The organism is Trinickia sp. Y13 (assembly GCF_029522115.1).
Lineage (GTDB): Bacteria > Pseudomonadota > Gammaproteobacteria > Burkholderiales > Burkholderiaceae > Trinickia.
On the sequence record NZ_JAKWFK010000003.1, the window covers coordinates 125,332 to 138,499 of the forward strand.

9 protein-coding genes are annotated in these 13,168 nt (G+C 64.6%); 8 read left to right on the forward strand and 1 reads right to left on the reverse strand.

Annotated elements, in window-relative coordinates; genetic code table 11:
* Nucleotides 1-6 precede the first annotated feature (6 nt).
* The 5 genes from hrpA (at nucleotide 7) to MMB74_RS06820 (ending at nucleotide 7,962) form a co-directional block, all read left to right on the forward strand.
* Nucleotides 7-4,086: an ATP-dependent RNA helicase HrpA gene (hrpA, locus tag MMB74_RS06800; protein WP_277427848.1), complete on the forward strand. Its 4,080-nt coding sequence runs from the start codon at nucleotides 7-9 to the stop codon at nucleotides 4,084-4,086.
* Nucleotides 4,087-4,238: 152 nt separating this feature from the next.
* Nucleotides 4,239-5,270, forward strand: a complete 1,032-nt coding sequence (locus MMB74_RS06805) for a beta-propeller fold lactonase family protein (RefSeq protein WP_277427849.1) — start codon at nucleotides 4,239-4,241, stop codon at nucleotides 5,268-5,270.
* A gap of 25 nt (nucleotides 5,271-5,295) precedes the next feature.
* Nucleotides 5,296-6,297 (forward strand): sterol desaturase family protein, encoded by a 1,002-nt coding sequence (locus MMB74_RS06810; RefSeq protein WP_277427850.1) that lies wholly within the window; start codon nucleotides 5,296-5,298, stop codon nucleotides 6,295-6,297.
* Between the two features lie 12 nt (nucleotides 6,298-6,309).
* Entirely contained in the window at nucleotides 6,310-7,122 is an 813-nt protein-coding gene (locus tag MMB74_RS06815) for an EI24 domain-containing protein (protein ID WP_277427851.1), read from the forward strand.
* Between the two features lie 9 nt (nucleotides 7,123-7,131).
* Nucleotides 7,132-7,962 carry a molybdopterin-binding protein gene (locus MMB74_RS06820; protein WP_277427852.1) on the forward strand — a complete coding sequence of 277 codons (831 nt, stop codon included), beginning with the start codon at nucleotides 7,132-7,134 and terminating at the stop codon, nucleotides 7,960-7,962.
* 60 nt (nucleotides 7,963-8,022) lie between these two features.
* Here MMB74_RS06820 and MMB74_RS06825 read toward each other — a convergent pair whose 3' ends face one another.
* A complete protein-coding gene (locus tag MMB74_RS06825) occupies nucleotides 8,023-8,490 on the reverse strand; it encodes a rhodanese-like domain-containing protein (RefSeq protein WP_277427853.1) in 468 nt (155 codons plus the stop codon).
* Between the two features lie 441 nt (nucleotides 8,491-8,931).
* Here MMB74_RS06825 and glnA point away from each other — a divergent pair, with 441 nt between their 5' ends.
* From glnA to ntrC, 3 genes are all read left to right on the forward strand, one after another.
* The gene (gene glnA / locus MMB74_RS06830; protein WP_277427854.1) at nucleotides 8,932-10,347 is read left to right on the forward strand and encodes a type I glutamate--ammonia ligase; all 1,416 of its coding nucleotides are present in this window, start codon (nucleotides 8,932-8,934) and stop codon (nucleotides 10,345-10,347) included.
* 130 nt (nucleotides 10,348-10,477) lie between these two features.
* The gene (gene glnL, locus MMB74_RS06835; protein ID WP_277427855.1) at nucleotides 10,478-11,620 is read left to right on the forward strand and encodes a nitrogen regulation protein NR(II); all 1,143 of its coding nucleotides are present in this window, start codon (nucleotides 10,478-10,480) and stop codon (nucleotides 11,618-11,620) included.
* Nucleotides 11,621-11,639: 19 nt separating this feature from the next.
* Nucleotides 11,640-13,160 (forward strand): nitrogen regulation protein NR(I), encoded by a 1,521-nt coding sequence (ntrC, locus tag MMB74_RS06840; RefSeq protein WP_277427856.1) that lies wholly within the window; start codon nucleotides 11,640-11,642, stop codon nucleotides 13,158-13,160.
* Nucleotides 13,161-13,168: the final 8 nt, after the last annotated feature.

Here is a 13,168-nt window from a genome sequence, read left to right on the forward strand (position 1 = left end):
GCCCCCATGTCGAACGTACCCAAAAGTCCGGCCGCGAGTGAGGTCCCTGTTGCGCGCGCACCGCGTGCGCCGCGCCCCGAGAATGCGCGTCGTCGTCCCGCCGTCCCGCCCAATCCCGTCCCACCGATCGATTTTCCGGCCGCGCTGCCCGTTTGCGGGCGGCGCGAGGAGATCGCGGGCGCGATTCGCGACCATCAAGTGGTGATCGTTTCCGGCGAAACGGGCTCCGGGAAAACGACGCAGTTGCCCAAGATCTGCCTCTCGCTGGGCCGTGGCCTCGGGGCCGGCGGCAGCGGTCTCATCGGCCATACGCAGCCGCGGCGGATCGCGGCCTCCGCCACGGGCCGGCGCATTGCGGAAGAGCTCGGCACGCCGTTCGGCGAAGTCGTCGGCTATAAGGTCCGGTTCACCGATAATCTGGCACCCGGCGCCTCCGTCAAGCTGATGACCGACGGGATCTTGCTGGCCGAGACGCAAACCGATCCGCTGCTGCGGGCCTATGACACGCTCATCATCGACGAGGCCCATGAGCGCAGCCTGAACATCGATTTTTTGCTCGGCTATCTGAAGGAGATTTTGCCCCGGCGCCCCGATCTGAAGCTGATCGTCACGTCGGCGACGATCGACGCCGAGCGCTTTGCCCGCCATTTCGGGACCGACGAGCGGCCCGCGCCCGTGATCGAGGTCAGCGGCCGGCTCTATCCGGTCGAAATCCGCTACCGGCCGGTCGAGGAGCCCAGCGCGGCAGTCAAGTCCGCGCAAGGCACGACGGGGCGCGAGCGCCCGGCTTACGGCAAGAGTGCGCGCGACGCCGATCGCGATCTGATGGAGGCGATCGTCGACGCCGTCGACGAGCTGTGCCGCGAAGGTCCCGGCGACGTGCTGGTGTTCCTGCCCGGCGAGCGCGAGATCCGCGAGGCCGCCGAGGCGCTGCGCAAGCATCATCCGCCGCACACCGAAATTCTGCCGTTGTTCGCCCGGCTCTCGGCCGAGGAGCAGGCGCGCGTGTTCAAGCCGTCGAACGCGCGGCGGCTCGTGCTGGCGACGAACGTGGCCGAAACGTCGTTGACGGTGCCCGGCATCCGCTATGTCGTCGACACGGGGCTCGCGCGCGTGAAGCGGTATTCGTATCGCAACAAGGTCGAGCAACTTCAAGTCGAGCCGATTTCGCAAGCGGCCGCGAACCAACGCGCGGGCCGTTGCGGGCGCGTGGCGGACGGCGTGTGCATTCGTCTGTTCGACGCGCTCGACTTCCAAGGCCGCCCGCGCTTCACCGACCCCGAAATCCTGCGCTCGTCGCTGGCGGCCGTCATTTTGCGGATGAAGTCGCTGCATTTGACGGCGATCGAGTCGTTCCCGTTCATTGAGCCGCCGCCGGGGCGCGCAATCGCCGACGGATATCAATTGCTGGCCGAACTGGGCGCCGTCGACGACGACAACGCGCTGACGCCGCTCGGCCGCGAGCTGGCTCGCTTGCCCCTCGACCCGCGCGTGGGCCGCATGATCTTGGCGGCGCGCGACCAGCAGGCGTTGAGCGAGGTGCTCGTGATCGCGAGCGCCCTGTCGGTGCAGGACCCGCGCGAGCGGCCCGCCGATGCGCAAGGAGAGGCCGATGAAGCGCACCGGCGCTTCGCGGACGAGCGTTCCGAGTTCTTGCAGTGGCTCAAGATCTGGAAGTGGTTCGGCGAGGCGGTGGCGCACAAGAAATCGAACCGGCAACTGGTCGACGCTTGCCGCGCGCAGTTTCTGTCGCACTTGCGGTTGCGCGAGTGGCGCGATGTCCATTCGCAGTTGTTGACCGTCGTGCGCGAACACGGCTGGCGCTTGAACGAAAGCGAAGCCACCTACGAACAGATCCATTTGGCCCTGCTCACGGGCTTGCTCGGCAACGTGGGCCTGAAGGCCGACGACGAGCCGCACTATCTCGGCGCGCGCGGCATCAAGTTCTATCTTTGGCCAGGCTCGACGCTCGTCAAGAAGGCGGGGCGCTGGGTCGTGGCAGGCGAGCTCGTCGAAACGAGCCGGCTCTACGCGCGGTGCCTGGCCAAGATCGAGCCGGAGTGGATCGAGAAGGTGGCCGGACATCTGCTGAAGAAGTCGCTCTCCGAGCCGCATTGGGAGAAGCGGCCCGCGCAGGTCACGGCGTTCGAGCGCGCCACGCTCTATGGGCTGCCCGTCTATCACCGCCGCCGGGTGGCGTTCGGCCGCCAAGATCCGGCCCGTGCTAGAGCGCTCTTCATTCGCGGGGCGCTCGTCGAAGGCGAGTTCGATACGAAGCTGGCTTTCTTCGCGCACAACCGCAAGCTGCTGGCCGACATCGAGCAGCTCGAACACAAGTCGCGGCGGCAGGACGTGCTGGTGGACGACGAATTGATCTTCGCGTTCTACGATCAGGCGCTGCCGAGCGGCCTCCATACCGGCGCGGCGTTCGAGCGCTGGTATCGCGATGAAGTGCGCAAGAGCGGGCAAGCCGAAGACAAACTGCGCTTGCTGTATTTGTCGCGAGACGATCTGATGCGGCACGAGGCGGCCGGCGTCACGACCGATCTGTTCCCGAAGCGTTTGACGATGGCCGGCGTCGAAATGGGGCTCGGGTACCATTTCGAGCCCGGGTCGCCGCGCGACGGCGTCACGCTGACCGTGCCGCTCTATGCGCTCAATCAGGTCGATCAGCGCCGCACGGAGTGGCTCGTGCCCGGCATGCTCAAAGAGAAGGTCCATCTTCTGTTGAAATCGCTGCCGCAAAAGCTGCGCCGACATTGCGTGCCGCTGCCCGAGTATGCGGGCGCTTTCGTCGAGCGTCACGAAACGCGCGTCGGCGCTTGTCCGAGCGAAGCGCTGCGCGGCGCCTCGGGGCTGGTCGAGGCTGTGATCGCCGACGTGCGCGAGCAGACGCAGGTCGCGCTGAAGTCGACCGACTTCAAGCTCGAAACGCTGCCCGCGCATTTGTTCATGAATTTCAAGGTGGTCGACGAGCACGGCCGACAGCTCGCGATGGGCCGCAATCTGGCGCAGCTGCGCGGCGAACTGGGGGCGGATGCGCAGCGGCATTTCCAGCAAATCGCTGCGGGCGCGGCGTTGAACCCCGGCGGCGCGGGCCAGCGCGCCTCGAGCGCCGAGGCGGCGCAGCCTGCGAGACCGAGCGCCCAGGCCAAGCGCGAGACGGGCGGCGCGCGCGCCGGCGAAGCGCCTGGCGGCGTGGCTGCCGGGGCGCCAGCAGCCGCTACGACAGCGCTGTACGACAACTTGACGACGTGGAACTTCGGCAAGCTGCCCGAGTTGCTCGAAATTCACCGGGGCGGACAGACGCTGTTCGGCTATCCGGCGCTCGTCGATCGCACGACGCATTGCGATGTCGAGGTGTTCGATTCGCCCGAGGAGGCCGCGCGAATTCACCGCGCCGGCCTGCGCCGCCTGTTCGCGCTGCAGTTGCGTGAGCCGATCAAGTACTTGGAAAAGAACCTGCCGGGCTTGCGCGAGATGGCGATGCAGTTCATGCCGCTCGGCACGCAAGAGGCGTTGCGCGATCAATTGATCGATACAGCGCTCGATCGCGCCTGTTTGCAAGAGCCGCTGCCCGGCGACGACGCGAGCTTTCATGCGCGCCGCGACGAGGGCAAGGGCCGGCTGTCGCTGCTCGCGCAAGAAATCGCGCGGCTCGTGGGGCAAATTCTGACCGAATATGCCGCCGTGACGAAAAAGCTGGCTCAGGCCAAGCCGTTCGCCGCGGCGTACGCCGACATGCAGCAGCAGGTGCAGACGCTGATGCACAAGCGCTTCGTCGTCGATACGCCGTACACGCAACTCGCGCATTTTCCGCGCTATCTGAAAGGCATCGCGCAGCGCATCGACAAATTGAAGGCCGATCCGGCCCGCGACGCCCGTGCGTTCGCGGAAATGTTGCCGCTCGTTCAGCAGTATCAGCGCGCGCAGTCGGCCCGGGGGGGCGTAGCCGATGCGCGGCTCGCGGAATTTCGCTGGTTGCTCGAGGAACTGCGCGTTTCGCTGTTCGCTCAGGAACTGCGCACGCCGATGCCGGTGTCCGTCAAGCGTTTGCACAAAGTGTGGGAATCGATGCAGCGGTGAGCGCGTGAGGGCGAACGGGCCGCGCGAGACCGCGATGCCGCCCCGATAACGGCTGCGTGCTCTTCGCGCCGGACGTCCTCTTTTTTCGCTGGCGGTCAACCGCGCCGCGTCGCAAACGTTTTATGATTGCGGCGATTTTCCAACGAGTGCTCATGCTTACTTCTTTCCTTTCCTGCGCCGGGCGAGCCAAACGCGCCGCCGGTGCGCTCGCGGCTGTATGTGTCGCGGCGGCTGTGTATTGTCCCGCGGCCCGCGCGAACAACGTCATCGTCCTCAATTCCGGTGAAGCGACGCTCTCGCTGATCGACGAAGCGACGCAGCAGGTCCTTGCCGCTAAGACGCCGACGGGCAAGGAGCCGCATCACTTGATGGCGACCCCGGACGGGCGCTCGCTGATCGTCGCCGATTCTGTTTCGAACGATCTGATGTTCGTCGATCCCAAGACGGGGAAAGTGCAAAAACGCCTCGAAAACATCGAGGACCCGTATCAACTCGGCTTTTCGCCGGACCGCAAATGGTTCGTGACGACCGGGCTGCGCTTGGACCGCCTCGACATTTACGCCTACGACGAGAAGACGGCGACGCCGACGCTCGTCAAGCGCCTGCCGCTCGCGACGATGCCGAGCCATATGGCCTTCACCAACGACAGCAAGACCGTGTTCGTTACGCTGCAGGTGTCGGGCCAAATCGCTGCGATCGATCTGGCGACGCAGTCGGTCAAGTGGAAGATGAACGTCGGCAACACGCCGGCGGGGCTCTGGCTGACGCCGGGGGACAAGTACCTGCTCGTGGGCATGACGGGCGAGGACGACGTGGCTGTCGTCGACTGGCGCAAGCAAACCATCGTCAAGCGGATCCAAACGGGCAAGGGCGCGCACAACTTCCGCTCGCTCGACGACGGCACGCACGTGGCGGTCAGCAATCGCGTGGCGAGCACGATCAGCATCATCGACGAGAACACGCTGATGAACGTCGGCGACATCACGGGCCTGATGCCTGGCCCCGACGACATGGAACTGACGGCCGACAAGCGCTATTTGTGGGTGACGTTCCGCTTTTCGAAGCACGTCGGCGTCATCGATCTGACGACGCGCAAGCTCGTCAAGACGATCGCCGTGGGGCGCTCGCCGCACGGCATCTACTTCTTCGACCGCGCGCCGGTGACAGCGCCCAACGGCGCTTGAGCACGCTTAGCGGGTCCGGTTCGCCATGCTGCATCTGATCGTCGCATCGCTCGATTCGCTCGTCTCCTCGCTGCAAACCTGGCTCTTCGTCGACGTCGTTCAGCCCTTGCTCTTCAAGATCGGGGCGATGGATTACGACGAAGACGCCTACGACGCCTTGTATCCCGTCATCATCGGCTTTCTGACCATCGTCGCGATGTACGGGCTGCTGCGGCCGCTCGAAGCGCTGCGGCCCGTCGAGCGGTGGACGGACCGCAAAGCCGTACGCGTCGACGTGCTGTACACGTGGGTGACGAAGCTCGGCCTTTTCAACCTCTTCTTCTTCGTCGCGTTCCAGCCGATCTTCGACCGGACGCAGGTATGGCTTCGCTACCACGGCATCGCGAACCTCAATCTCGATACGCTATGGCCCGGCGTGACCTCGCAGCCGCTCGTCGCGTTCGCGATTTACCTGATCGTGCTCGATTTCGCGGGTTACTGGTATCACCGCTGGCAACATCGGATCGGAGTGTGGTGGGAACTGCACGCGGTGCACCACAGCCAGCGGCAAATGTCGCTCTGGTGCGACGATCGCAATCATTTGCTCGACGACGTGCTGCAAGCGGGATTCTTCGCCGCCATCGCGCTTGCCATCGGCATCGCGCCGACGCAATTCGTCGTGCTCTCGGCCGTGACCAACTTCTTGCAAAGCGTCCAGCACTGCAATGCGCGCATTGACTACGGCCGGGTGCTCGAGCGGGTCGTCGTCAGCCCGGCGTTTCATCGGCGTCACCATGCCGTCGGCTACGGTCACGAGGGGTCTGCCTATGGCTGCAACTTCGGCGTGCTGTTGCCCTGGTGGGATATGCTGTTCAAGACCGCGTCGTGGAATCGCGCGCTGGAACCGACAGGTATCCGCCAAGAGCGGGAGGGGCAATCGTATGGAGAAGGGTTCGTTTCGCAGCATTGGCTTGCGTTCGTGCGCATCGCGCGGCGGCTCGGCGCGAGCCGCGCCAAGGCGGGCGGCGGGGATGCGGCCGCGCTCTGACGGGGCTTGCCAATGACGGATTTTCTGCGCTCGTTGGGCAGGGCGGCCGCCAGCGCGCTGCATCCGCGCATGCTTTGGCTCACGTTCATGCCGTTCGTGGTTGCGGCGGCGGGGTGGGGGCTGTTGCTGTGGTTCATGTGGCAGCCGCTCGTCGACGCGGTCAGGGTGCGGCTGGGGGGATCGTGGCTCGGCGAATCGCTCTACCACGCGTTCGACTGGGTGGGCTTGACCTCGTTGCACGCGGCGCTCGCGCCCTTCATCGTGATTACGCTGGCGATTCCGCTCATCGTCACCACCGTGTTGCTGCTCATCGCAACCATTTCCATGCCGATGGTCGTGCGGCATCTCTCCTTGCGGCGGTTCGCCAATCTGGAGCAGCGGCGCGGCGGCACCTGGTACGGCAGCCTCGCTCACACGCTCGTGACGACGATCGTATGCATCGTGCTGTTCGTGGTGACGCTGCCGCTGTGGCTGTTTCCGCCGCTTTTCGCCATCATCCCGCCGCTGCTGTGGGGCTGGCTGACCTATCGGGTGATGACCTACGATGCGCTGGCGCTGCATGCAAGCAGGGAGGAGCGCCGGGCGCTGATCCGGCGTCATCGCGCGCCGCTCCTCGCGATCGGCATCGCCACGGGCCTCATGGGCACGGTGCCGACGCTGATTTGGGCCGCCTCGATCTGGCTCATCGTGCTGTTTCCGGTGATCGCGGCCGCCACGATTTGGATCTATGCGTTTATCCTCGTGTTTTCGGCGCTCTGGTTCGGCCACTATTGCCTGGACGCATTGCAGCGCTTGCGCGCCGACGAGGCGCTTCCTTCCACCTGAGGGCGGTCTATGGCATTTGGCGTGATCATCATCGGAGATGAAATCCTTTCGGGCCGGCGCGTCGACAAGCACCTGCCCAAGGTCATCGAATTGCTCGGCGCACGCGGGCTCGCGCTGGCTTGGGCCGAGTATGTCGGCGACGAGCGCGAGCGCATCACCGCCACGCTCAAACGCACGCTGGCATCGGGCGACATCGTCTTTTCCACGGGCGGGATTGGCGCCACGCCCGACGACCATACGCGGCAATGCGCGGCCGACGCGCTCGGCGTGCCGCTCGAATTGCATCCCGCAGCGGCCGAGTTGATCCGCGCGCGCATCCGCGAAATGCATGGGGGCGCCGCAAGCTCGGCCGCCACGGCGTCGCAGCCGCTCGATCTCGATTCGCCCGAGAATCTGCATCGCTTGAATATGGGCGTGTTCCCGCGCGGCGCATCGATCATCCCGAACGGCTACAACAAGATTCCGGGCTTCTCGATCGGCGATCATCATTTCGTGCCGGGTTTCCCCGTGATGGCGTGGCCGATGATCGAATGGGTGCTCGATACGAAGTACGCGCACTTGCACCATGCGGTCGCGCATGCCGAGCGCTCGCTCTATGTGTTCGAGCTGATGGAATCGACGCTCACGCCGCTCATGGAGAAAATCGAAGCCGATTTCCCGGGCGTGCGCGTATTTAGCTTGCCGAGCGTGGGCGACGTCGAGCGCGGCGGGGTCTTCGCCCGGCGTCACATCGACTTGGGTGTCAAAGGCGAGCCCGAGGCCGTCGCCGCGGCCTTCGTCAAACTGCGAGAAGGCGTGCATCTGCTCGGCGGCGACATCGTCGAGCCCGAGGGCGGTTAGGGGCGCGGATGGCGCTGGCGTTCGGCCGTTCGGCCGCTCCGCCGGCTCGCAGCGACCGCGCTAAGCTCCCATCCAAGGCAAGCCGCGGCAGCACCAGCCGCTGACCGTCTTGCGGTGGCCGTTGCCGTCCTTATCGCCTTCGAAGCCTTCCAACAGATCGAAGGCTTTCGTATAGCCCGCTTGCGCGGCCGCCACGGCCGCGAGCTTCGAACGCGCCGCGCTTCGGCACAGAAATAGGACGGGCGTATCCGGGGAACCCACCGCCTGCTGCAGCTGGGCCAGGAATTCCGGATTAGGTACGCCGCCCGGGTAACGCGTCCATTCGACGTGCGCGTATTGACCGTCGCCCACGAGCGGCCGGCCCACCCAGTCCAATTCCGCGCGGGTGCGCACATCCACCAGCCGAGCGCTCGAATCGAGTTGCAGCAACTCGAACGCTTCGGCCGGCGAAAGCGCGCCCGCATACGCCAGTTGATGTTCGGCGCGGCGTTTATCGGCCTGCGCGAGGATTTGTTCGAGCGAGCTCATGGCCTTGTCTCCTTCGTTCGCAAAATCGTCATGGCAAGCGCACATTCTAGCGCGATGCCATCCCGACGCCCGATGCACCGTGGTGCATGGCGACGGCGGCAAAAATGCGCCAATGTTGTGCAATATCGTGCGCAATGCACCACAATGGAAGAATCTGGCCGCCCGGCGCACGAACGCGCACCATGGTGGTGCCGGGTTGGGAGCCGTCCCGGCGCGAGCCGCGCCTCATCGTGTCGTGGCCGGCTCCACCGCAGGGCGCGTCGTTGAGCGGCTCGCACTCAGCTGCACCGCCGCGGTACGCTCGATTTTTTGTTGCTGGCATGGAAGCTGCTTTTACCGGCGGCGATCGCTTGGAATTACCGGATTTGGCTTGGGCGGCGCAATGAGCCGAAGCGGGAAGAAGCGAAGAACCGCCGAACCCTATTAAATGGAGAACAGGATATGAGTAAATCCGTGGCCGACGTCATGCAGCTCGTCAAGGACGAGGACGTCAAGTTTATCGACTTTCGCTTCACCGACACGCGCGGCAAGGAGCAGCACGTCTCGGTGCCGCTGTCGGCGTTCGATGAAGACAAGTTCGAAAGCGGCCATGCGTTCGACGGTTCCTCGATTGCCGGCTGGAAGGGCATCGAAGCCTCGGACATGCTGCTCGTACCCGATGCCAACACGGCTTTCATCGACCCGTTCTACGAAGAGCCGACGCTCGTGCTGACGTGCGACGTCGTCGAGCCGGCCGACGGCAAGGGCTACGAACGCGATCCGCGCTCGCTCGCCAAGCGCGCCGAAGCCTACCTGAAGAGCACGGGCCTGGGCGACACGGCCTTCTTCGGTCCGGAGCCGGAATTCTTCATTTTCGATTCGGTTCAGTGGAACACGGACATGTCGGGCTGCTTCGTCAAGATCGGCTCGGAAGAAGCGCCGTGGTCGTCGGGCAAGGAATTCGAAGGCGGCAACACGGGTCACCGTCCGGGCACGAAGGGCGGCTACTTCCCGGTCGCGCCGGTGGATTCGTTCCAAGACATGCGCTCGGAAATGTGCCTGTTGCTCGAGCAGATCGGGATCCCGGTCGAAGTGCATCACCACGAAGTGGCGGGCCAAGGCCAGAACGAAATCGGCACGAAGTTCTCGACGCTCGTGCAGCGCGCCGACTGGACGCAGCAGTTGAAGTACATCGTCCACAACGTTGCGCACACGTACGGCAAGACGGCGACGTTCATGCCGAAGCCTGTCGTCGGCGACAACGGTTCGGGCATGCACGTGCACCAGTCGATCTGGAAGGACGGCCAGAACCTGTTCGCGGGTAACGGCTATGCCGGCCTGTCGGAATTCGCGCTGTTCTACATCGGCGGCATCATCAAGCACGCCCGTGCGCTGAACGCGATCACGAACCCGACGACGAACTCGTACAAGCGCCTCGTGCCGCACTTCGAGGCTCCGGTCAAGCTGGCCTACTCGGCACGCAACCGTTCGGCTTCGATCCGTATTCCGCACGTGAGCAACCCGAAGGGGCGCCGTATCGAAACGCGCTTCCCCGATCCGATGGCGAACCCGTACCTCGCGTTCTCGGCGCTGATGATGGCCGGTCTCGACGGCGTGCAAAACAAGATTCATCCGGGCGAAGCCGCGGACAAGAATCTGTACGACCTGCCGCCCGAAGAAGACGCGAAGATCCCGACCGTGTGTGCCGGTCTCGATCAAGCGCTCGAAGCGCTCGATAAGGATCGCGAGTTCCTCACGCGCGGCGGCGTCTTCACCGATGCCATGCTCGACGCCTATCTGGAACTGAAGGAAGGCGAATTGCAACGCTTCCGCATGACGACGCACCCGATCGAGTTCGAGATGTACTACTCGCTGTAAGCCGCGCGATGCGCTTCGCATGTGTCGTCGGCGAAGCGCATCGGGGCCTGCTCTCATCGGGCCTGCAAGGCTTGCGAACGGTCTCGAGGGGACGGCGGCGCCGTCCCCTTTTCGTTCCGGTGAATCGACGATGGTGCTCAAGAATTTGATCAAGGCGAAAAAAGGCCAGTCGGAACCGCTTTCCGACGACGAAGCGCTCGTTCGATCGGGGTTGCTCCCTGGGTTCGAGTCGTTGCCCACTGTCGTGCTTCTGCTCGATAAAAGCACGCGGCGCATCGCGTTTGCGAACCCGTCGGCGGAATCGATGCTCGATTTGTCCCGGCGGCAATTAATGCAGATGTCGTGGTCGGAGCTCTTCGCCAATGGCGAGGATCTCGGCGCGACGATCGCCGCGATCGCGGAGCATCGTTTTCACGCGACGCATTTGGATACCGTGCTCGAGCGCGCGGGGCGCGAGCCGCTCCATGTGCATGTGGTCGTCGGGTTCCTCGAAAGTGCGCCCGATTACGTTCTGCTCGAACTGTTCGAGAACGAGCGCCATTTGCGCACCGATCGCGAAGAGCGCATTCACGATTTATCGATCGCAAACAAACAACTGATTCGCAATCTCGCCCATGAGATCAAGAATCCGCTGGGCGGAATTCGCGGCGCGGCGCAACTGCTCGAATTCGAACTGGGTGCGCGCGAGCGCCTCGAATTGCGCGAATACACGCAGGTGATCGTCAAGGAATCCGACCGCCTGCAAACGCTGGTCGATCGCTTGCTCGAGCCGCATCGGCATCCGCACATCGTGGGCGACGTGAACATTCACGAAGTGTGCGAGCGCGTGCGCGCCGTCATTCTGGCCGAGTTTCCGCGCGGTCTCACGATCGAGCGCGACTACGACGTGAGCGTGCCGGATTTGCGCGGCGACAAAGAGCAACTGATCCAAGCGCTGCTCAACATCGTGCGTAATGCGGCGCAGGCGTTGCGCGAGCGCATTGGGCAGGGCGACGCACGCATCGCATTGCGCACGCGCGTGGCGCGCAAGGTCACGATCGCCAAACGCCTATGCAAGTTGGCATTGGACTTGCGAGTGATCGACAACGGGCCGGGGATCGCCGAAGAGATCCGAGATCGTATTTTCTATCCGCTCGTGTCCGGCCGCGAGGACGGAAGCGGGCTCGGCTTGACGCTCGCTCAAACCTTCGTGCAGCAGCACGACGGCTTGATCGAAGTGGAGAGCCGCCCCGGCCATACCGAGTTTCAGATTTTGCTGCCGCTCGTCAATTGAATTGATAAGACCCAACTCCATGAAGCCGATCTGGATAGTAGACGACGACCAATCGATTCGCTGGGTGCTCGAGAAAGCGCTCGCGCGCGAGAATTTCCCGACGCGCAGTTTCGCGAACGTGCGCGAGGCGCTGGCTGCGCTCGAGCGCGAGAGCCCGCAGGTGCTCGTCTCCGACATCAGGATGCCGGGGGCGTCGGGCCTCGAACTGTTGCAAGCGATCCGCACGCGGTTGCCTGAGCTGCCCGTGATCATCATGACCGCGTACTCGGATCTGGACAGCGCGGTGGCCGCGTTTCAAGGCGGCGCGTTCGAATATCTCGCCAAGCCGTTCGACGTCGACAAGGCGGTGGAATTGATTCGCCGCGCGGTGGACGAAAGCCTGCGCGGGACGCAAGCGAGCGACGTGCAGATGGCCGACGCCCCCGAAATGCTGGGGCAGGCGCCGGCGATGCAAGACATGTTTCGCGCGATCGGGCGGCTTTCGCATTCGGCCGCGACCGTGCTGATCACGGGCGAGTCGGGCACGGGCAAGGAATTGGTCGCGCGCGCGCTGCATCGGCACAGCCCGCGCGCGAACGGCCCGTTCATCGCCCTGAACACGGCCGCGATTCCAAAGGATCTGCTCGAGTCCGAACTCTTCGGGCATGAGCGGGGCGCATTCACGGGGGCGCAGGCCACGCGGCAAGGGCGCTTCGAGCAGGCCGAGAACGGCACGCTGTTTCTCGATGAAATCGGTGACATGCCATTCGATTTGCAAACGCGCTTGTTGCGCGTGCTTTCGGACGGGCAGTTCTATCGCGTCGGCGGCCACAGCCCGCTGCGCGCCAACGTGCGCGTGATCGCCGCGACGCACCAGAATCTGGAAGCGCGCGTGCGCCAAGGATTGTTCCGCGAGGACTTGTATCACCGCTTGAACGTCATCCGCTTGCGTCTGCCTGCGTTGCGCGAACGGCGCGAGGATATCCCGCTGCTCACGCGCCACTTTCTGCAAAAGAGCGCGCGCGATCTGGGCGTCGAGCCCAAGCGCGTGTCCGAGGCAGCGCTCGCCTATCTGACGACGTTGCCGTTTCCGGGGAACGTGCGCCAGCTCGAAAATCTCGCGAATTGGCTGACCGTGATGGCGCCCGCGCAGACCATCGAGATCAAGGATCTGCCGCCCGATCTCGTTCCTGGCGCGGCGCCCGAAGGCAGCGCCGAGATCATCGCCGGCACCGGTGCGACGCCGGCGATATCGGTCGGCGCCGCTTCCGCCGACGGCGCCGAGCGCAACGGCACGGCCATCGCGCCGGCCGCGCTGGCCGGCATTGCGACCGGGGTGCCCGTCAGCGTGTGGGAGAGCGGCCTACGCGCGGAAGTCGCGCGCATGCTGCGCGAGAACACGGTCGATGTGATGGACGAACTCGCGCGGCGCTTCGAGGCGGCGGTCATTCGCGAAGCGCTCGACTTCACGCGCGGCCGCAAAGTGGAAGCGGCGGAGCGGCTCGGCATCGGCCGCAACACCATCACGCGAAAAATCCAAGAGCTGCATTTAGAGCCATAACGGCGCGT